17 protein-coding genes are annotated in these 22,192 nt (G+C 35.2%); 7 read left to right on the top strand and 10 right to left on the bottom strand.

Features of this window, described 5'->3' with window-relative positions; translation table 11 throughout:
- Positions 1–3 precede the first annotated feature (3 nt).
- The 5 genes from DYR29_RS01685 to DYR29_RS01665 form a co-directional block, all read right to left on the bottom strand.
- Positions 4–1,737, bottom strand: a complete 1,734-nt coding sequence (locus DYR29_RS01685; protein ID WP_213278957.1) for a hypothetical protein — start codon at positions 1,735–1,737, stop codon at positions 4–6.
- On the bottom strand, positions 1,724–3,262 hold the full coding sequence (locus DYR29_RS01680; RefSeq protein WP_213278955.1) for a hypothetical protein: 1,539 nt from the start codon (positions 3,260–3,262) through the stop codon (positions 1,724–1,726). Before DYR29_RS01680 ends, DYR29_RS01685 begins: the two co-directional genes overlap by 14 nt.
- A gap of 157 nt (positions 3,263–3,419) precedes the next feature.
- Positions 3,420–5,900 carry a UvrD-helicase domain-containing protein gene (locus DYR29_RS01675; RefSeq protein ID WP_213278953.1) on the bottom strand — a complete coding sequence of 827 codons (2,481 nt, stop codon included), beginning with the start codon at positions 5,898–5,900 and terminating at the stop codon, positions 3,420–3,422.
- 7 nt (positions 5,901–5,907) lie between these two features.
- The gene (locus DYR29_RS01670) at positions 5,908–6,771 is read right to left on the bottom strand and encodes an SPL family radical SAM protein (RefSeq protein WP_213278951.1); all 864 of its coding nucleotides are present in this window, start codon (positions 6,769–6,771) and stop codon (positions 5,908–5,910) included.
- 135 nt (positions 6,772–6,906) lie between these two features.
- A complete protein-coding gene (locus DYR29_RS01665; protein WP_213278949.1) occupies positions 6,907–8,613 on the bottom strand; it encodes a helix-turn-helix domain-containing protein in 1,707 nt (568 codons plus the stop codon).
- Positions 8,614–8,883: 270 nt separating this feature from the next.
- Between DYR29_RS01665 and DYR29_RS01660 the strand changes: the two genes are divergently transcribed.
- On the top strand, positions 8,884–9,312 hold the full coding sequence (locus DYR29_RS01660; RefSeq protein WP_213278947.1) for a MauE/DoxX family redox-associated membrane protein: 429 nt from the start codon (positions 8,884–8,886) through the stop codon (positions 9,310–9,312).
- A 284-nt stretch (positions 9,313–9,596) separates the two neighbouring features.
- Positions 9,597–9,911, top strand: a complete 315-nt coding sequence (locus tag DYR29_RS01655; RefSeq protein WP_213278946.1) for a hypothetical protein — start codon at positions 9,597–9,599, stop codon at positions 9,909–9,911.
- A gap of 52 nt (positions 9,912–9,963) precedes the next feature.
- On the opposite strand, the gene DYR29_RS01650 is transcribed toward DYR29_RS01655, so the two are convergent.
- The 4 genes from DYR29_RS01650 to DYR29_RS01635 form a co-directional block, all read right to left on the bottom strand.
- Positions 9,964–11,331, bottom strand: a complete 1,368-nt coding sequence (locus DYR29_RS01650) for a RagB/SusD family nutrient uptake outer membrane protein (protein WP_213278945.1) — start codon at positions 11,329–11,331, stop codon at positions 9,964–9,966.
- Between the two features lie 26 nt (positions 11,332–11,357).
- Entirely contained in the window at positions 11,358–14,537 is a 3,180-nt protein-coding gene (locus tag DYR29_RS01645) for a SusC/RagA family TonB-linked outer membrane protein (protein ID WP_213278944.1), read from the bottom strand.
- A 57-nt stretch (positions 14,538–14,594) separates the two neighbouring features.
- Positions 14,595–15,893, bottom strand: a complete 1,299-nt coding sequence (locus DYR29_RS01640) for a TlpA family protein disulfide reductase (RefSeq protein ID WP_213278943.1) — start codon at positions 15,891–15,893, stop codon at positions 14,595–14,597.
- 140 nt (positions 15,894–16,033) lie between these two features.
- Positions 16,034–16,564: a hypothetical protein gene (locus DYR29_RS01635; RefSeq protein ID WP_213278941.1), complete on the bottom strand. Its 531-nt coding sequence runs from the start codon at positions 16,562–16,564 to the stop codon at positions 16,034–16,036.
- Between the two features lie 517 nt (positions 16,565–17,081).
- Here DYR29_RS01635 and DYR29_RS01630 point away from each other — a divergent pair.
- Positions 17,082–17,378 (top strand): helix-turn-helix domain-containing protein, encoded by a 297-nt coding sequence (locus DYR29_RS01630; protein WP_089998739.1) that lies wholly within the window; start codon positions 17,082–17,084, stop codon positions 17,376–17,378.
- A gap of 73 nt (positions 17,379–17,451) precedes the next feature.
- The gene (locus DYR29_RS01625) at positions 17,452–18,069 is read left to right on the top strand and encodes a hypothetical protein (protein ID WP_213278940.1); all 618 of its coding nucleotides are present in this window, start codon (positions 17,452–17,454) and stop codon (positions 18,067–18,069) included.
- Between the two features lie 137 nt (positions 18,070–18,206).
- Here the strand turns inward: DYR29_RS01625 and DYR29_RS01620 are convergent, their stop codons facing one another.
- The gene (locus DYR29_RS01620) at positions 18,207–19,628 is read right to left on the bottom strand and encodes a DUF2971 domain-containing protein (RefSeq protein WP_213278939.1); all 1,422 of its coding nucleotides are present in this window, start codon (positions 19,626–19,628) and stop codon (positions 18,207–18,209) included.
- A gap of 386 nt (positions 19,629–20,014) precedes the next feature.
- On the opposite strand from DYR29_RS01620, the gene DYR29_RS01615 reads away from it, so the two are divergent.
- The 3 genes from DYR29_RS01615 (at position 20,015) to DYR29_RS01605 (ending at position 22,008) form a co-directional block, all read left to right on the top strand.
- Positions 20,015–20,848, top strand: coding sequence for a DUF695 domain-containing protein (locus DYR29_RS01615; protein WP_213278938.1), 834 nt, complete (start codon positions 20,015–20,017; stop codon positions 20,846–20,848).
- 66 nt (positions 20,849–20,914) lie between these two features.
- Positions 20,915–21,685: a DUF4262 domain-containing protein gene (locus tag DYR29_RS01610; protein ID WP_213278937.1), complete on the top strand. Its 771-nt coding sequence runs from the start codon at positions 20,915–20,917 to the stop codon at positions 21,683–21,685.
- 146 nt (positions 21,686–21,831) lie between these two features.
- The gene (locus DYR29_RS01605; RefSeq protein ID WP_213278934.1) at positions 21,832–22,008 is read left to right on the top strand and encodes a DUF3606 domain-containing protein; all 177 of its coding nucleotides are present in this window, start codon (positions 21,832–21,834) and stop codon (positions 22,006–22,008) included.
- Positions 22,009–22,192 lie beyond the last annotated feature (184 nt).

Genomic DNA, 22,192 nt, shown 5'->3' with positions numbered 1-22,192 from the left:
CGATTAAAAATAGTTTATTGAATAATCTTCGACTGGTCGATCTACTATAAAATTCAAAAGATCAATACCATCACAAACCGGAAAATCTATTTTGGGCACATCGATAACGCCTGGGAGAAATTTCCAATTCTTGAAAGTTGATTTATTTAGTGAGAAGGCAAAATCTTCTATTTCTTCATCAGCTTGAATCAGGATAATTTTTAAATTATTTGGAAATGAGTTACTACCGAATAAGGATTTGCGAATATTATTTGCAATATCCAAAATAGGCTTACCATAACACTCAAAACTTGCGATATTGAAATCCTGCAGAATATAGATGTAATTTAATTCTTTATTCAGAGTAGCTTTATTAACGATTTCTTCTAAGCCATTTTCTCTCCAAAAACTAAACTTTAACCAATCAACTTCAGCATTCTGAAGTAATATTTCTGTTTTCCCCAAGTGAGGGATTAAGTTTAATACAAATACAGCACTCTTTGCAACCAAGAAACTATTTTCTTTTAAAAGCAAAATACCATCTTCATAAATAGATCCATTGTTGATTTTAATATTATAATTATCCTTCAAATTATCATAAAAATCGTCAATATTATCAAAAACTGGATTGTTTTCAATTTGAATGATGTCATAAATGTTTTTACTATAAGAAATCTGCTCCAAAGGCTTATCTGACTGTAGTCCAGCAAGTAATTTTACATTTAGAATTAGTTCGTCTTTATGATTTTCAATATACTCTATTTCTTTCTTTAGTTCTACGGCCAAAGCAGTTTGTTTCTCTATTTTATTTTCTGTTAATAACAATTCTGATTGTTTTTGAGCGAGGTCATCTTCAATCTTTTTTATTAAATTATTTATATCTAATAGTGCAAAATTTTTAAACTCATCCCTATATATGTCGACTATATTTCCTATTTCGTGATTCCATAAATCTTCTTTGCTAAGTACTGTAAAAAGCTCTTCTAAAGACATTGAAAGTTGTCCTATATAATCGGATGCTCTTTTTAAGCGGATAACATCTAATTCTGATGCACCGTTATTAATATCATTTATTTGTTTACCTATCTTGGTGAGCAAATTTAAACTGACTCTATCAATCTGGAGACGACCTTTTAAAAAATCAACTAACTGGGTAGGTGTGCTACAATCAATTGCTTTTATCTTTGATTTAGGTTCACTAATTAAAAAAATAAAATTTAAATCATCATCTTCTATTAATTCATTAATATCATACTCAAATGAATAGGTATGCCTGCCCTGAACGGGTGTTATAGAATAATTTGAAATCCTAAAAGGACCGAAAATTGATTCGTTATTACACAAATAAATTTGAGTATGATTATTAGGATAGAGGTTTCTTTCAGAAAGATATTTTGAAATGATATCCAGATCAATAAAATCCTGCTCCAAATATTCGCTTGGTATATCAACCACAGGCGTCCCTATTTTTTTTACACTTTGAAGCGAAACATAATAGTTCCTATTTTGTTCAACGTCTTTATTTATATATTGTGGTGTAATCTCAATTAGGTCTCTCACCATCAAATCAGGTACAAAATCAAAAATCTTATTTGAAAACAGTTTTCTATCTGTAGCAAAATAATTCAATATATCTTCTTCTCCAGTTACATAATTACCATTTCTTAATAATGAAACTACTTTACAATTTCCTCCAGAGCCATAGCCTTTTTCAGAACGATCTAATATGACTGCATAAATTTTACTAATTTTTTCCATGTTTGCTTTGGTTAATAGCCTTTATTATAATATTTTTTGATTTGAGCTTATGATTATTTTTTGCATTCGCCCAATTCATTATCGTAAGATTTTTAGGTACAAAATCTGTTTTATATTCAACATAAAAACCGGACATTCCACCAATTACGTTGGTGGTATATTCAATACTTTTGAAATCTAGGAATTGATTTGATTCTTGAATCTGAGACAAAATTGTAGGTTTATCAATAATTTCGAAAGAATAATTACTAAATCCGTTTACTTTAATAATATATTTTCCAGAAACTGAAGGCTGATTATCTTGTACACGTAAATTATTGAGATAAAGAGAATATGGGGTATTTTTTTTACAAACAATGATTGGTGGATTTGTCACAAAATATTGTCTTTTTTGTGATACTTTGAATCCATGTAATTCAATTGGATATTCATTTCCTACAAAATCAGACAAAAAATCTGGAACGTTCTCCCTGAGATCGACTAGAAAACAGCATACATTATTTAAGCAAGAATATATTTTCCCCATGGAAAATGTCTTATTCAGGTTCTCCAAAAATGAGTTTTGAGAATTTTCTTTTTCTGCTAAAAAAATATATTGGAACCCTTTTTCTAATTTTTTTATTAAGTTAAATTCTCCCTTATTTTCAATATCCTCTCTAAAAAAAATAATTTTTTTATTTTTGAAAAGTGTACCAACATTTGTAACCTCCTCAAAATTATCATCAAACATTTTTATGCTATTTTCAAACAATTTGACATAGAATATTTTAAAGCTTTCCTCATGCTTAACTTTTTTAACACGTTCATGATTCCTCCACTCATTACTTACATAATGATCAAAAATTTGTTTTATTTTAATTTTACTTTCAGAAATAGAAATCTCCTTAACATTATTTTCTCTTCTAAAATTATGTTTTAAATATGGCAATAAAATTTCATACTCAGTACAAAATTCATCAAAATGGATAATATCATATTTTGAATGTATTCCTGTAAAAAGAGATAAATATTCTTTTAAATCTTCATAGTTTATGATACATTGTGATTGAGGATATTGCGTATTTCTACCAGTAAATGATTTTTGTGACGGAATAGTGATTACAACATTTTTTGTTTTAAAAAAATCTACTACTGATTTCCAAATTTTTTCTTGAATATTTAGCTTAGAATCATACATTTCTGTAAATAACTGATTCAGCTTCGTATTTGAATCAATTCCTATTAATTCAACAAATCTTTCACGAAAGTTAGAAGCACTTACCGAATTATCCTTATGCATTTTGAATGCAGCGTGACATTGCAGGGCTATTAAACCCAAAAATCTTGGTGTATTATTTGGGTAAGGCTTTAGCAAATAACTCCAAGAGTCTTTGTTAATTTCTCGCCAGTTTTTTACATTATCATTACTTGAAATTAAGTAGTGTTCAATCTCACCACTTGGTATCGTGAGTGAATTAATTTGATTAGGAATTAAATTTTCCAGATAATATTTATAAACCCAACTATTAAAATCGCGATATGACATCTATGTATGTATTTCGAAAAGGAATTATTGTAAAATTAAATATACGAAAAGTAATCAATCGTAAATTACAGAAATCCGTAATAAGTCTATACTATTTCTGTAACTTTCATTTAAAACACAATTTTGGTTAATACATTCATATTTTCATATTTCCTCTCTATTCCTGATCTTCATCAATTATAGTTTCAGGTAGATATTGTTCACAAAAAGTATAAAATTTACTAGATGTTTCTTTGTCCCACATTATTAAACGCTCAATGTCTAACAACCCTAAGATTTTTTTGTAAATATTTTGTGTATTTTCAGTAAGGGCAATTATTAAAATACTCGAAGTTCTTGTAACAATGGTGTATGCAAATTCAAATACTTCTTTCTCAAACTCCAAAGGTATTCTCGTTGACCAAAGTACGCATTCTTTTTCAAGTCCCTTTAAACTAAGGATTGTGTTAGTTTCAGAAATAATTCCTTTTTGAGCAATTGCTCTCTGGAGTTCAGCATCTTTCTCAAGAATTGTTATTTTTTGAAGATCATATATTTTATAATGTTCAAAAATTTGTTTAACCTTCTCGGCAACTTCAATATAGTTTTGCCCATAAACAACGATAGGTCTTGAGCCGGGTGGTGCACCTTTGTATGGTATAATGTCTGTAACACCTTCGTCATTTCCAAATCTTTCAACAATGGCTTCGGAAAGTTTTTTAATACACTCACTAATTCTTACAGGTAAACGATATGAACCTTCCAAACGATAAAATTGCCGCCGGCTCATTCGTTCATCCCTCGGTATTCTTGCTGCTGTTCCTAAGTGAATTGATTGAGCCAGATCACCTGCAATAGTAAAATTGTTAGGGTCTTTTATCATTGAGTAAAAAATCTCAAAATCTGCTTCTGTGCAGTCTTGAAATTCGTCAACTAAAATGTAGTCGTAGTAGGGATTTAGCTGACCCGACTTTAATTTAGAGAACAGATATTGTCTTCTTAAAGTGAAACTTTGAATACCTTCCTTATGCATTCGTTGTGCGTACTCTGCCAAACATTTCCAAGCTAATTTTCTTCTGTCACTATTTTTTTGTAATGAAGGATTGTTGCCTCGACCTTTTCTTGTAATTGTCAAATATGTATCTTCGCCTTGCGAAATTCCAACTTGCAAACCATAAATAACACGATGATATTCCTCAAACAAAAAATCTGGGTTTAAGATATTGTCATATCTATCATTAAAAATTTTTTCTTCTTGCTTTACTTTTTGAATAATTTCTCTTAACAAATTAAAATGCTGTTCGTGATCTACAAATCCTCTGTATTTAACACCACCAAGTAATTTTGGTAACATATCAAAATGTAGTAATCTGATATTTGTATGTGCTGAATTTTTGAACTTTATATGACTTGATTTATCATTATATCCGTAAGAGTTAATGTCATAATGGATTGAATATTTTGTACTATCAAGCAAATCTTTCAGCCATTCCGCCAATTTACCTATAAGCCCCTTATTGAAAGTAGTTACAAGAATTTTTAAGTTGGGAGAATATTCTGCTGCTTCAACTATATTTTTAATCTTTTCTGTAATAACGATGCTTTTACCACAGCCAGCTGGCCCAACTATTATAGATGGGTTTTCTGTATTTCTTGCTGACCGTTTTTGTTTTTCGTTGAGAGAAACCTCCCGGCGAACTGTTATTGGAGGATTATAGATATCTAAAGAAGCTATAGATTTAATTCCGTAGGAAAATGTAAATTCAATTTGCTGTTTTTCTAACACCAACCCCGAATGACTTCTGTCAATCCACGAAGCACCTCTTTGCAGTTCTGAAATTCCAAGATTTTTACTTAATGCCGTTCTTATTTTATTAATATTTATAAGTGGTTCAGTGAAAAGTAAATTCGATTCCAAAGTATTAAACGTGTCATAGCCTTGCTGTTTAAATTCTATTTCAAGTTCTCTAAGAAACTGAATTTTTTCTGTTTGGTTTGAAGTTAAGAGCAAAACAGTATTCGGCCTGTACCTATTGACTAATGCCTTGAAATCATTTGCAATTTCCATTTTATTGTCTGACGCATCGAAAAGATAGCTTGCCGCTAAAATTGGATTTGAAGTTTCTAAATTTCTTTCATTATTCCAAGAGTTAACCTCATATTCAACAATGAAATTATTGTCAATTTCAGGATATATTTTTAAAAATTCTTTCCATAAATACTCCTTATTATAATTGAGCATAAATGGACTAGTGTCAATATTTATTATCGTAATTCTTGGTGGTGTTTTACCTAATCTTTTAAGTCCAACATATACTAATCCTAAGCTCCATTGTATTGCACCAGCGCCGGCACCCAAATCAAAAATTTCGATGTGCCCTCCATCTTGCTCAATGATTTTATTTAAGAAAAATGAAAGAAATGTATTTATTCTTCTTGGATGGTACCAAATGGAGTAAGCAAAAGCTGTATTTGGTCTGTCATAACATAAATCTTTTCCTCTGATTAGGTTGTAACTCTCAATATGACATTGTTTTAAGTCGTATTGAAAGTTAGGTTCTGAATTGTGTTCATTGTAATACTTTATCGCAGCATTTGCAATTGCCTTGTCTATATTTTGCTGTTCGGCTCTTAACCACTCTGTAAGTTTACTTTTCATAGGCAATTTAAATTGGGGCAAATCCTTGTTTTCCTTCGCCTAACCAGGGAAGTTCTTTTCTGAATATTTCAACAACTGCAAGATACTTGTCATTGTTCCAATTCATCTTTTTCATTTGTTCCAGTGCAATTTCTCTAGTGCTTGCGACAAACTTTCCTTTTTCTGAGTGAAACGGTTGAACGATAAATTTTTTTACTCCTGTATCTAAAAGTTCCTGAGTAAACTTCTTTGCGTCCTGAATTGGCAAAAGTGGCGTCATTGTAATACAAGTCTGAATACCTGCTTCGGTTACTTCCTTTATAGCTTTCAAACGTAATTTATTGGAAGGGCAAAGTGGCTCAAATGCTTTCCTTACATCTTCGCTATCCGTCGTTACTGTCATATTCACTTGAGCTACATCAAATTGTTTAATCAAGTCAATATCTCGTGTAATATAGGTACTTCGTGTTTGAATTACCAATCTGGGTTTGTGAAAATCAAGCAGCTCTTTAAGAATATTTCTTGTAAGCTCAAGTTCTTTCTCAATAGGTTGGTAAGGGTCTGTTACACTACTTATATAAATAGTTTTGTCAATTAAAGGCTTCTTTCTCCATTTCATTAATAGTTGTAATGCGTTTTCTTTTACTTTCAACCAATTTCCCCAGTTTTCCCTTTCATCTGAAGAGCGTGCAAAAAATGCAGCATAACAATAATTGCAACCAAAAGAACAGCCAGAATAAGGGTTAAGTGTATAATCGTATGCTTGCATAAAGCCTTTAGCTTCTGTAAGAATACTTGCTGATTTAATATATTGGATTGAGCTTTGTCCTATTTTATCTTTTCGATTCTTATATTGTTCGTCTTCTAAGTCACTAAATAAATTCAATACCATTTTTGAATGCTATTTTATCATCGTTATCTTTCAAATTTACATATTGAACCAATAAAAACAATGCATTTTTTATAAATCATTTAATATTTTTTCAATTATATACTGTTACAATTGATTTATTTTTTGAAATAATATTCATCTCTCTTCAATCTCCTTCAGTCTCTTCTTTATAAATTCGGTTGGTCTCATTCCATTAATTTCGAGAAAGTGTGCGGAGAATGACTGCCTGTTAGACATTCCACATTGGTCGGCTAAAACGTGAATCTTGTATTTGAGATAGTTCTTGTCTTCGATCAGAAGATTAGTGATGTACTTGATTCTTAAAATTTTCAGATACTGTGTGAAAGACATTTTCAGATGCTCGTTCAGTACATAAGATAATTGGGAATGGTTTCTGCCAAACATTTTGGCAACCTTTGGTAAAGTCAGATTTTTGGTAAGAAATTGTTTCTGGTCTTCAAACTTTTTAAGTTTCGCTTTGATATCTTTTATAACCTCCGGACTGAATGGCTCTTTTTTATTGGAAAGTATAGGAACTGTTTCAAAAAGATCATTGTGCTTTCTCATTTTTTCCAGCAGTTCATAATACCTAATACCAATTCTTTTCTTTTTTACCCGCCGCCTGTAATCCAGTGTAATAAGTAAAATAATCAGAGTTGCTACAACCGTAGCAACAGTTACTACGTTAAAATTATAATGTTTCTTTTTCAGCAATTGTTTATCCTTTATTAATTGAACACTGTCATACTTGTGATAAATTTTTGATGCCATCATTGGAAAATCAGCAATGAGAATTGAATCCATTTTCAAGAGCTGATCGATATAATATAACTGCCTGTCAACATTATCATTCTGTTTTGCATCAGCAATAAGATACTGATAATTTGAGCGGATCTCCGGGCTTATGAAATGGAATTTATGGATCATAGAATCTACTTTATTCAGATAACGCAAAGATTCAGTCCTGTTTTCTTGTAACCAATATACTTTTCCTAAGTAATAGTAAATTATTGTCAATGAATTGTAATCCTGATTATTAAGTAAAATATCACGTGATAATTTTAAATGTTCTAATGCTTCGGTTTTACTTCCTTTTCTCAAAAGCTGTACGCCTTTTCCTGTTTGCAAATAACCGTATTCTAATAGATGGTCATTGATATTTTTCAGTTTTTGCAAACCCAGATCAATCAACGAATCTTCCTGACTGTACCACCCTAAATTTCTATAACAGTTGCTGAGCCGATAAATGCTGTTAAAATATCCCGCTTCATTATTCAGCCTGGTGTTGGAATTAAGATTTTCTTTCAGACGTTCCTCAAAATATCTCGCCGTATTTCGAAAATGTCCGGACGCTTCCTGATAATCACCCAGATAACTTTTTACCATCCCAAGGTGATAGACAACCTTGTTTTTCTGATAATCGTTGTCTGAATTTTGAGACCATTGATAAGCTTTGAGGTATTGTTCCAAAGCCTGCTTATACTGTCTTTTATTGTAATAGTAAATGATTCCTTTTCCGAGGTAAGATCTTGAGATTACATCAGAGACTTTTGCTTGCAATGCCACAGAAATGGCACTGTCAGCGTAAGATAATTTGCGGTTTACATTTTTAGTATAAAAGATGGCTTCTTCATAACCGATGATCTGTTTGTTAAGACAATGTTCTTTTTTGGCTTTTCCGATATAGCGGTTTACAAATGCCATTGCTCTTTCATCATTCTCAGGGTAACCCGCATACAAGTCTGAAATCATCTTGTATGTTAGTTTTTCAGACTCCTGTGCCATCATAAAGAAGGGCAATAGATTAAAAATCAGCAGTAAAATCTTATGATGATAATTCATAGCGATAAGATATACTCAAATTTACCGGAAAAATCTTTTTAAAATCACTTGTAGGAGCCAATGCCATGACAGAAGCCGCAAAAACGACACAAGTATTTTACTTTCAGTTATTTAAAAATAAAAACAGTGGTAAAAATGTATCATTTGTGACTTATAAAAAGATACATATTTCCCACAAATGCTTTCCACAGCCTTCCTATCACTGTAATTTAGTCTTCAGATTTAAGGCAAATAAATCGGAAGATAAAATTTTAAAAACTAATTATGATTATGAAAAAGTCGAAACCAAGAATCGTAAAATTCGTCAGCTACTTTTTTATACTACAGTTTTGTTACGCCGGCATTAGTAAGTTACTGGATTTTGAAAATTTTCAAGCCCAGATTTCAGCATCACCTTTGTTGAATAAATTATCACAATTCCTTCTTTACACGATAATCATTGTTGAATTTCTTGTTACAGGATTGTTATGCTACCGGAAAACCAGAAATATAGGACTGATTAGTAGTATCATTTTGATGCTCATCTTCAGCGGATATATTGCTTTACTACTAAGTACAAGCGATCATTTACCTTGTTCCTGCGGCGGAATTTTGGAGAAAATGAGCTGGCATCAACATTTGTATTTTAATATAGGCTGTGTCATTCTTTCTGTTATCGCTTTAGGTTTAAATTTAAAATACAGCAGGCATGCTGAGTAAGTATGTTACCGTAATTATTTACGGATGATCGATCGTGACTGAATTTGTAATTAATGTTCAACCTTAAAATTAGACGGCCGAAAGCAGTTTAACAACCCGAAATTCTAAAATGATTTTATTAACAACAATTTGTTTGAGAATACGTAGAATAGGATATTTTGGTACGACAAGATTCGCTAATCTATGGGTATAATTAAATGACTTAACCTACTCAATTGTACTTCTCAGGCAGATTTCTAAAGTTTTTATGGTAATCTTTTTTGATCTATAAAAAGACCGGAATTATGAAACTTAATCAAATTTTGAAAGCCAATGCAGTAGCGATTGCTGCTGTGATATTCTCTGGGGCTGTGATGTCCTTCAAAGTGATGGAAAAAAAGTCCGCTGACAAACAGTATTTTTACAACAGCAGTGATGTGTCAGAAGGTGCTTTTGCTGAAGTAGCCAACTGGCAGGAAGGAACAAGCCCATCCTGTATTACTTCAGGAAACAGACCTTGTTCTATGACCGTTCCAGAAGGAAGCAGCCTGAGTGATGTGATCGACGGGCTGACCAATGCCCAGGTTTTAGCGATTCACCCAAGTGAAAGAAGACCTTAACTCATCAATCCTTAACAATGCAGGGCTGGAAACTTCCAGCCCTGTTTTTTTGTTATCTCGGATTCTGTGGTATTCCGCTCAGGGTAATGATATCTTCCGGAATGGCGATCGCATAGCGAAGGTCGTTCGGTGGTAACGTATAAGTTTGTCCTTTAACCGTTCTTGTCAACGTAATATTAGCTCCGTCCCGATTATACCGTTTGAGGTCTGGCCATCGGAGTCCACGAATCAAAAGTTCTTTCCGCCGTTCTTTAAGAATGATATCTAAAGCCTCTGACTGCGAATTGGCAGTTATCGGAACATAGGTTCCCGTTTTCCATCTCTTGACAAGCAAGGTATTAAGATAACCGATACCTTCCTGGATCTTATTTAATCTTACCTTACACTCAGCTGCCATCAGATACAGCTCATCAGTGGCCACACTTACTATCGGACCATTCGCATTATTGTAATACGCTTTGAAGAGTACCTCGTTCACTGCATTCTTCCTGAAAAATACGGTTTTCCGCAGGTCATTATTATCGTACATCTGGTAAATGTGGTCAGGGATTTTGGCCGGAATCAGATGATATTCGTATTTCATCGCTGCCCAGAGCAGGACCTCTTTGTTCATTTCCGTAACAGGATAGTCTGCATTAGGATTGAGGGTATTAAAATCCATCAGCTCGCTATTGATATTCAATGCCGCTTCCGTATTGCTGAGCGCTTTCTGATAATCTCCCATAAACAGATAGGTACGGGCTAACAGACCATAAGCTGCTGCTCTTGAGATCCGCATTCCGGAGATCTGTTTTGATAACAATAGTGGAATGGCCGTTTGAAAGTCACTGATGATCTGTTCATAGGTTTGCTGTACCGTTGACCGCACTGACGGAATATTCATATCCGGATCCAGCCTTAGTGGAAGACCTAAATCTGTACCTGCTGTTTGAGGATTATAAGCCTTACACCAGATCTGCGCGGCATCCAGGTAGCGGAAGGCACGCAAAGCCAACGCCTGTCCTCTGATGTTATCAGCCTGCTCGCCGGTATAGTTCTTATCCTTCATATTGAAGAGTACGGCATTACAGACATAGACGCTCCGGTAACAGGCTGACCAGTCATTTCCGGAGGAAACCGGAGTAGCCACATTATCCGGCATCCAGGTATAAAGCCGTTTGGAGGCCTCGAAGCTTAATGCATTATAATCTGCATCCGTAAGGTAGTAGTCATCCGAGCTTGTTTCACCGCTGGATGCAAAATCCACATTTAGAAAACCATAGTTGTTGAGCAGCATCTGATTGTCTTCCAGCTTATCGGGTGTAGCCAGCTTCAGGTCTGATTTTTCATCTAAAAAATCACTGCAACTCAAAACGGATAGTATTACCGGTATTAGCACTGATGATTTAAAGAGTGTTTTTATTTTGTTGATAGTTTTCATACCTTTGATTTTTTAATTTTATATTTTTAAAATTTAGCTTTCAATCCTAAAGTGTACATTACAGGCGGCTTTACCACGTAGCTGCCCAGATTAAAATCAGGATCGATCCCGCTTTTGCTTTCCTGCCAGAGGATTCCCAAGTTGCTTATATTGGCATAGAGCTGTAAGGCTTTAAGCGGCATCTGCTGCCACTGCTTTTTGCCGATCTCGTATCCCAGATTGATGTACTGCAGACGGATATGATCACCCTTTTCGATAAGAGCCGCCGAACCTGCATAGAAGGCATCCCGGTTAGAGTTGGTCTGATACTGGTTGGACGGCACATCGGTAAACGCCTCATCTCCGGGCTTCTGCCACCGTAAGGCATAATCACTATGGCCGATCCAATCTTTAAAAAGGCTGGTATAATTGATGGAAGGCCTTCTGAAATAATATCCCAGCTTGTAGGTGATCCCTATATCCAAAGTGAATTGCTTATAAGAAAAGGTATTGGTAAATGAACCATACACCGTAGGAATGGCAGAACCGAAGTATTGCAGATCTTTTACATCAGCGCCCATCATCTTGGCGTAATCCTTACTGACCTCTCCATTCAGATATCCTCGGGGGTCACCATTCTGAGGATCAAGCCCTGTCCACTGGTAAGCGAATATGGAATAGACCGGCAAGCCTTCAATCCCTGAAATGGGAACGCTTGACAGCACAAAGTTCCTGGCAATAGTGCTGCTTGGATAGTATTTCGTCACCTTGTCCTTGTACGTGCTGAAATTAGCCGTGGTCTGCCAACGGAATGCTTTATTGATGTTGATGGTCCTTAATTCCACATCAATACCATTCCCTTCAATACCTGCAACATTCCATACCAGGCTGGTTAATCCTATGGTATAATCCAGCGGAACCTGTCCGAATAGATTTTCTCCTTTTTTACGGAAATATTCTACAGAGCCGGAGATCCTATTGTTGCGGGTCGCAAAATCCAGTCCTGCATTGATCATCCTTACCGTTTCCCATCGAAGCTGTGGATTGTAATAGTTGTCAAATCTAGCCATCTGTTCCTGGGTATAGGTGGAAACACCCAGTATGGCCATTGTGGTCACGGCGACCATTGCAGGGTTGATATTACCATTATAACCATAAGAACCTCTTAGCTTGAGTTCAGGCAGCCACTTTAGATGATAGAGCTTTTCATTGGAGACATTCCAGGACAGTCCTGCCGACCAGAACGGATTCCATTGGTCATTGGTCTTCAGCCCGAACAGGTTGCTGGCATCTCTTCTGGCACTTCCGGAAATGGTGTAGCGGTTATCGAAGGTGTAGGCCGCATTGGCATATACGGAGACGAATCGGTTATTGGTCTCACGCAAGGCATTAAGGTTATCAATGAAAGAAGTACCACCTGTGATCAGCTGGTATTTATTCTTAAAATCCACCGTACCGAACGAAAGATTATTTGGGTCATAGCCGTAGTATCTGGTATTGGCAGACTGGGAATTGGCATCCCGGACCTCCCCGCCGGCAATGGCTGAAACCTGATGTTTTCCAAATCCTCTGTTGAAATTCAGCTGGCCACGGAAATTGTTGATGAGCAGTTGTGAGGTTGTTTTATCCAGTATGCTTCCTTTCGGAACGTTATAGGTAAGGCTGCCGTTGGAATTGATGACCGTGAAGCGGTTGACATAATCTCTTACATAGTAGCTTTGTTCATCATACAGACTGTTGGATAGCCCGGTAGTTCTCTGATACTGGTATTTCAAATCAGCATCAAAGCCCTTCAGGATTTTGTAATTCAATCCTGCGTTAATAATAATTTCCGAGTTTCTGCCTGTCCCTGAGAAATGCTGCCAGTCAGTGAGCGGATAGTAGTTCCAGTCCAGTAATTTTCCATTGCCCAATCCTGATTTATAGCCCTGTTCAAAAGATTTTGAGACAATAAGTGCATTACCGTTCGCATCGGCCATTTCCATATACGGAACCGCATTGGTTTTCATAATGATGCTTCCGTAGGAACTTCTTCCGTTTTTGGTCGATGAATGAGTAAAGAAGACCCCGGTGTTTAGGGTAAGATTTTTCAGGGGTTGCCAGGTGTTCTGGAAACGCAGGTTCATCCTTTGGTAGTTCTCACCCAGGTTTCCGGTGTTGTCATCGTAGCCGAGTGAAGAGGTCCACGAAAACTGCGGTGCGCCTCCAGCCATACTCAGTGAATATTGCCGGTTCTCCAATGGCTGGTACATATACCTTTTGAACTGATCTCGTGAATCAATACCTTTGAGCCGCTCGATCTCCCTCTGAACCGCCTCGTGAGAAAGCAGGCCTTTCTTTTCTTTGTTGAGAAGATCTACAACCGGAGAAAGGACCGGATGGCTTGATGAATTGATATCGGTGTTATAAAAGTTCTTTTTAAAAAGCTCCTGTTCCACATCGATGAAATCTGCACTGGAAATTACTTTGAGGTAATTCAAATCAGGTTTCGGGCTTGTCGTGAGATAGGTATTGAAATCCACCATTATCGGCTGATTGTATTTTGCTCCCTTAGTGGTAATAACGATGACCCCGTTGGCGGCTCGGGCTCCCCAGATACTCGCTGCGGCGGCATCTTTGAGGATGGTAATGCTCTCAACAATGTTGGGATTGATATTGCTGATATCGCCATCGTAGGGAAAGTTGTCCACCACGATCAGCGGGGCTTTCGGTCCCTGAATCGTGCTGAGTCCTCTGACCATAATCTGCGGCGTTCCCTGGGAAGTTCCCCGGCTGATGACAATGCCGTTGGCAGTGGCCGCCAGGCGGTCAAGAATATTCGTGGATACCTGTGTGTTCAGTGCTGTCTTACCTACGGAGGAGAATGAACCTGTGGAACGTTCTTTTGGTATTTTCTGATACCCGGTGGTCAGTACCACTTCATCGATCTGTGCCACTTTCTCTGATAGGTAAATCCTCAAAGGTTCTGAAAGTGGCAGTTCCAAAGGAAGTACCTTTTCTTCATAACCTTTACCGAGAATGACAAGGCTAATCTTTTTCTCGTCAGTACTAAGGCTGAATTTCCCATTTTGATCTGTTGTGGTGGCTGTTTTGGTGTTTTGTATAGCTACCGTTACGCCTTTTATTGGTAATCGGGTTGTTTCGTCCATCACACTTCCGGTAATCATTTGCTGCGCCATTGCGGGCAAAGCAAAACAGATAGCGGGAAGTATTAATAATTTCTTCATAGTTTGATATAGTTTAGAATTTATGTTAATACACAGGCAGATGACAGATAGGTTTCATCATTGATTATCTTTAATGACCATCATCAATAGGTTTCGCTCTGCCGGGATCAGGTCAAGGTCATATTTCTGAAGTTCTTTCCTGAGGGTTGAAATATCTTTGACACCCGAAACTTCGATATCCACATTCCCCGTATATCCGGTCTCATCGATAAATATTTCCTTAATGGGAATTTCGCCGTTCAGCATATTGATCATATTCCTGAGCGGTGCGTTTCTGAGGATGGATGGTGTCCGTGGAAAGGTGGAGCGTTTTTCCCCGCCTTTGCTTGCCAGTTTGTCCTTCTGACTTGTTCTTATCAGCACCAGACATTGCACAGGTCTCTTTTCCAGTGTTACCGTATAATCCGAATAGCGGTTGATATCTTCCAGCATATATTGGTAAAGCGCATCAGCCTTACTTTCAGGAATGATGAACTCGTAATTGTAAAGATTGGAGGTATCATTGGAACCGTCTGCTTTTTGATTGAGCATCAGCTTTTGGGGTTCTTTGACCTCAATGAGCATTCTTTTACCCGTAAAGGATTCTTGAGACTGTTGTCTGAACAATTCAAAGCCGATGGCATAATACATATCCCAAAGAGGAAGGTTGGTAAATTGCCTGCCATTGATCGTTTCGGAAGTTGTGGTGCGGTATGTTCCGCCGGAGCCGATGTCGGGAATGGGACCTTTTGCAAAGAATGAATAATTGAGGAGCTGGATATTCTTCTGACGGTCATAATCTTCTGAAAGCATCAAGGGACGTTTCCTGTCCATCTGAATGATAGTCTGTAATGAAGATTGCTTTCCGTCCAGGATCTCATTGATGGTCTCTTCGGTAAGCTGCGTTGCATCGGTCGTACTCAGTAGTTTTCCATCTTTGATCCAGATGATGAACGGAACACCGGCGTGCGGGAAAAGCTGATGGAAATAGGAATCGTTATAAACGGAGGTTAGCGTATTAAACTTCTTTCCGTTTTGAGACACAAAGAATTTTTCCAGTGCCGGCTTATCCTGGTTGCTTACTGGCAGTATCCTGATCCTGTTCCCAAACTTCTGCTGTAGGGCAGTGATCTTGGGCAGATTCATCAGGCAGGCACTGCACCAGGTATTCCAGAAGTCTATGAGAATTAATTTGTTCTTATCCTCAGAAAGATTTATGGTTTTTTGCGAATGGTTCACCACCTTTAAGGAAGTTGTCCAGAAATTATCGGGAAGAGATTCTCCGACTTTAATAGACTTTTTCTGGGCGAAGAATGTTGTAGCTGCGAGAAGGATAAAAATAAGGGACAGGATTCCCCTGCAAAAGATATTTTTCATACTTTTGAATAGGTTTTTATAATTATTAAAACTGATTATGCTCTTTCCTGTGGTCTGCAAACTGAGGGAAAGGGCTTTATTGTTATATTGGGATAATTTCTAGGTACTGTTTTCCATTCTCTGATTTTTACTTTTAATGGTTATTGATTCTTTTGGATTCTTCTTTCGAGGATAAGGTATGCCGCATCCAGCATTTTTGTCAGGTGCAGGTAAGGCTCAAAAATTTTACTTTCGGCAGCGTGCGTGAAAGTTCCCAATGAAAAATATACTGATACCGCAATATAGTAGTCGAAATCTTTGATACTGAATTCATCAAAAGCTTTTTGAAATACCAGGGTTGGATTACGGTATTCCTCATCCGAAAGGGAACCTTGCATCAATGGAGAATGATTCTCGGAATTAGTATTCATTTCACAGGTCCTTTCTTTTAGCCTGACTGCATAGCACGCCCGCACAAAAGACCGAAGGGCCTGATGAAAATGGAATATTGCCGAAGAGTCTTCATTGATCGTCGTTTTCTTTTTTCCGGCATAGATCATAATGTTGTTGAGCATCTGTTTGGCAGTGACCAGGTCGTTAAAATGGAAGAATGATTCAATAATCCTTAGTCTTGAATGTTTCCTGCTACCGGACCAAAATCGGGCTTCAAAGTCTATCCTTTTATTTTTCAATCGTTTTGTAGGTATTTGCTTAATGACTGCATAGGAGGAAGCGTTGGAAGTCTTTCGTACAAAGCTTCCTGCCCATACAAGCCAAAAATTAATATGAATGAAAATTGTGTCTCGTGAAAGCTGTAAAGCCGCAATGGTTGCGCTGCCATTGTATCTGTTCTAATCTGATACTATATTTTGTAAAAGCAGCTTAGAGAAGTGTAGAGGTAGCGGACTACATAAGAAATAAAAACGGCGTGGAACTCTACACTATCCAATTCGGGGCACTGGTATACCTTTGACACAGATAAGAGAGCCCACGCCTAGGTCGTGAGCTTTCTGCTTATCGTCTCGTGTCATAAAATTACCAGTTTTCGAATTGAGATTCTAAGCAATAGCTTCTAATATTTCGTTGAAGTATCGCAAAATTACGTTTCAGTAATTTATTTTACAAATATAATAAAAACTTTTAAATCGTTCGCTATAGCGAACAGTATTTTTCTTTTTAATCTTTTCTTTTGATAAAGATTATTATGAAATGCAGAATAAAGAAGTTTTGAATACAAAAAATACACTTGTTAATAAGCACTTGTGTAATTTTATTGAAAGTAAATTTCTACGTGAATATCGTGACCAAGACGGTAAGGTAATAACACAAAATAAATATGCAAAAATGTGTGGAATCACTTCATCAACAATCTCAAAGTTGAAATTAGAAGAAGGGTATAATATTCCAATGTCAACAATTTACAATATACTCCGACACGAGCGTTATTCATTAGAAAAATTCTTCAAAGAATTTGAAAGTGCAAAAGGTATAAATATTCCAGATTAATCTTAATGAGAGTTGGGATTTTCTATTACACATTTAGCATAGTCAGAAACCGTATTAGCAATTTCATTAAGAAATGGATCGTTTAATTGAAATTTATAAATCCTTATCTTTTCTATTCACGCAAATAAAATTAACAATTCTCTGTATTGAGGAATGTATAAAAAACCATTCGGAATTAAGTAAAATAGAATTTGATGAAAATTTTTATAATCAACCTGGATTTTCAATGGCTTCAAGAGCAATTTTATCAAATCATTGTTTAATACAATTTAAGTCATTTTTAGATGAATATAAAAACTTCAATGAAAGTAATTTTGATAAAAAGTACGCTGAATCGATAAGAAGAGTGCGAAATATCAATCAATACGGAATTAAACGAATTAGTAAATGGAAAGATTTAGAAAAATTCAGAAATGACATTCTCGCACATAATTTTAGAGCAAATAAGAAATCATTTTTTAATAATCCGAATAATGAAGTTTATGAATATTTAATTCCAGATTCTTTAAATGAAAAAAAAGTTTGTTTGATGATTATGCAAAAAATATGTTTGAATATAATGAATGAATTCCCTGAAGTTATAACACATTCGAATGTAATTTATTATAATATCGGTATGAATTTAAAAATAAACTTTGACAGCAAATTGGACTTAGAAGAGGAAATTAGATTAATAAATGAAAATATGTAACAACTTTGTTTTCAAGAAATATAAATGTAAATCTTGACAACATTTGATTTTTTTCTTTTACGAAAAACCTTAACTATACAAGAAAATGTTTGTTTATTCTGAAATATGTTTAAGCAAAAAATTAATCGAAAATCCAATTAATCAGACAAAGATACATCCAACTTAAACTTATCAATCCTGCCGGTCTCCTTCGAGTAATAAGCCTGAAAAAAATTAAAATCTTGCCTATTGTTTTCTTTACATTTTCTAGTGATGATTTTAATTATTTTCAACTTGTCTGTCATATCAGTTTTAATACCGAAAACCAAGCCTTTCAAATCTTTAAAATCATACTTTAACTTACGTTCTTTTTTATCAGAGTAATCGTTAAAGGTGTTAGTTAAAACTAATCTATATTCTTTTTCATATGACCATTCATCTAGTTTTGATGTTACGCTAAGATAAAAGTTATCCCAATATTTGTCGATCCAGCTTTGATCTTTACTGTTATTGATATGATCACCACATATACTTAGGTTACCAGATTCATCTCGGTACCACATTCTATTTAGATCAATCTTACTTAACCGGCCGATTGATCTAAAGAAGTCAATCTCGGTATGTTTTTGTGTGTAATTAATTTTATAAAATTGATTTGGTCTCATTCCTCTCACGGATCCTTCGGAATTCACTCCATACTCCACATCCAGATTTAGAAACATATTATCATCCTTATCGATATTTGCCTCAAAAATCAGGCAGATTCCCCTATGATTGTCACCGTAATGTCCCCAAATAGCAGAATTGGTATTGTCTGTCAAAAATGAAGCTGAATACCACTCAGGATAGATGGATTCCTCTAGTAATATAAGATACTTTTCTGGAAATTCAGAAATAAGAAAAAAGCCATTTGTATTCATATCTTTTTCCGTCATAGATAGTCTGGCGTTTAATTTCGTCTGCGACATTAATTTGGCAGTCATTGAAAACAGTGCTTCTACTACCGTAGTGCCATTTTCCTGCTCTAATGTATTGGTAAGTTCAACCATATTCCCCATCTGCTGCTGCACTTCAGTTAATTCTGGAGATTCATTAAAAAAATGTTTATGATCAGTATAACCATTGTCGAAATAAATTTTGCTAATTGCGTTTATAGCATTTTGATGAAAAAAGTTCAGATATGACAGTAATTCCTCTCTTCTTACCGGACTGGTTCGGTTTGCTAATGATTTTGGAATGGAGTTTATATACGAATAGCTGAATATATGGATGATTATCTGCTCAATAACTTTTTGATGCTCTGGCGGATGCAATGCCGATTGATGTGTTAATCTTATATCTTTTTCACTTAGCTTAATTGTTTCCGCAGTTACCAGCATAAGAGAGTAGAATCTTTCCAAACTTTTAATATAGTTTATAAAGAAGTTCTTCCAGACAATCTCGTCGCCTTTCCAAAAAATATCTTGAAACCCTTCCATCGGATCATTAAGCTCAGTTGGAGATGCAAAATAAATTTCCTGTCTTTCTAACTCGTTAAAACGATCCAGTAAACTATCTGCGGTTCTAAATCTATATATCATATTGCATAAGTATTGATCTAAATTTAAGATATTTCTACATATATTTTTTTAGTTATTTGTAGAATAATTCTAGTACGTTTAATAAAAGATGGAATTATAGCTACAACGATAGTCGATGTAAAACTATATTTTTTAACTTTATCATAAACTTAACTTCTGTAAAATGTGAAAGTCCACATTTATTATATGAAACATTTTTAATTGTTGAGTATTTGAAAGACAAAGATCTCAACAGAATTTGTTGAAATTTGTAATAGAGTGACATAGAATTTCCGATTAAATCCAGAAATGAATTAGGATTTCTATTTATCGAATACAATCGATTGTTTTCTTTATTAGCAGAAATTATAAAAAAAATTTGATATCTAAATAAATTAGTAATTATAATGAGTTTTTTCAATAAAATATTTGGAAAGCCAAATAATAAACAAGCAACAATGCTTTCTGCTTCAGAAACAAATAATAAAGAAGATTGGGATTTTTATTTTACCAATGTTGATGGTAACTTAGCCTCAATCTTTGTTGACCTTGGACTCATTACTATGGCTCCAATGAAAGACAAACCAAATATTGTTTGGGTTTCTATCCAGATGAATAACCCAAGAGAAGACGGGCTATCCTCAAAAGAAGAAAGTACGTTGTTATGTGATATTGAAGATGCATTAGTTTCAAAAGTTTCTTCCAAACACAACTCAATTTACATTGGGCGGCTAACATCAGCAGGTCATAGAGATTTGTATTTCTATTCTGGTGACACAATGCTTTATGACAGGACAATTTCAGAGGTAATGGTTTCCTATCCTAAATACGAATTTGAATATGGATCAAAGGAAGACAAAGAATGGAGCGGTTATCTGGACTTTCTTTATCCCACACCAACACAGATGCAAACTATTCAGAACAGGCGTGTAATTGATCAATTAGAAAAAAATGGTGATGACTTAACCAAAGCAAGAGAAGTTGATCATTGGATATATTTCAAAACAGAGACTGATAGAGAAGCTTATATTGAACAAATTTCAAACAATGGATTTAGCATCGTTGAAAAAGGTTATAATAAAGAGTTGGATGAAACGCCTTTTGTGCTACATATTAAAAGAATGGACAATGTTGACCAAAATAGCGTGGATGATTATGTAATTTATTTATGGAAACTTGCTAACGAATTAAATGCAGATTATGACGGCTGGGAAACTTCAATTGAGAAGGATGCTAACTGAAATTCAGTGTTAAACGTTATATAAACTGCCTAAAACATTGATGGCAATCTGATAATAAACCTTTGTATGAAAAAAGAAAAGCAGCATAATTGCGTCAGTAAGGATGAACTTCTCATCCAGACTAAGATTAATATTGACAAGTATGGGCTTCAAGTAATAACTGTAAATAGCTCTGACTATTCGCCATCTTTTGCCTACAGTATCGGACTTTTCGAGACTTACAAGCAACCGGAAGTAATTTGCTTTGGTTTGCCGGAAAAGCTTGGACAAGCAATAATTAATGATGTTGCTGAACTAATAAAGAATAGCGAAAACATTAAAACTTATTCTAACTATCATAATATTTTTAAAGATAGTAGAGCCGAGTTTATACCAGTGGATAAGAGATACATAGCCGATTATTTTGGAGCAGCTTTGAATTACTACGACAAAACAGAATTTCCCGCTGTTCAACTTGTCTGGACAGACCGAAACAACAAATTTCCTTGGGAGGAAAATTTTGAAGAAAAGTTTTTATACGATCAGCCACTACTTGATAGAAATGCGGATTTCAAATTCAGAGAAGCAAAAAACCTGAGAATATTTACCACAAGACAATGGTTAGAACTCGACCAACCAATATTGAGAGTTGTTCACGATACGGACGGAGATTGGCAATTTCTAACAGGTGACCAGATGCCCGAAGATATCAGGCTCGTCGCTTTAGAAGAAATGATTATCAGCGACTCTACACTCAATGAAGCTTTTGACTTAGACTATGGCTATTCAATGGATAGAAACTTTATTGGTGATGAATGGATCAGAACAAAATCGGAAGAAGAAGACAATGAAGAATAAATCATTTTCATAGCAGTATTTACAAATTCTGAAGAGATAATAAATTCAGACCCAACTTTCTTTGATATTTTTGTTTTACGGAAAACCGTAGTGATATAAAATAAAAGCTGACTAATTTTACTCCATTAACCAAAAAATTATTTATTATGAGTGATGATTTAAGTAAAAGAAGACCTCAAGACGCGACAAAAATCAACGTGAACGAAACTTGGGAACTTGACTATTGGTCAAAAGAACTTGGTGTTACCAAAGAACGGCTGAAAGAAGCTGTAAGGGCAGTTGGAACTTCTGTCGAAGATGTGAAACGTTATCTTGGAAAATAGTGTGAGTTTCAATTTAAGTAATGAATCCTGACGAGAGTTGGGATTTGCTTATTTATAAAATACGTTGAATTTATAATCACCATAAAAATCAGTGAAAATACTGAATGATGATTTTAAGGCAGTTTTTATTTTTGTTATTTACGGGAAACCGTAATCAACCGATTAAAAGCTTTTGTATATTTGA

The sequence above is a fragment of the Chryseobacterium indologenes genome (genome assembly GCF_018362995.1).
In the GTDB taxonomy this organism is placed as follows: domain Bacteria; phylum Bacteroidota; class Bacteroidia; order Flavobacteriales; family Weeksellaceae; genus Chryseobacterium; species Chryseobacterium indologenes_G.
Note: the sequence above shows the minus strand (reverse complement) of the source record. Positions and strands in the feature narration are given on the sequence as shown.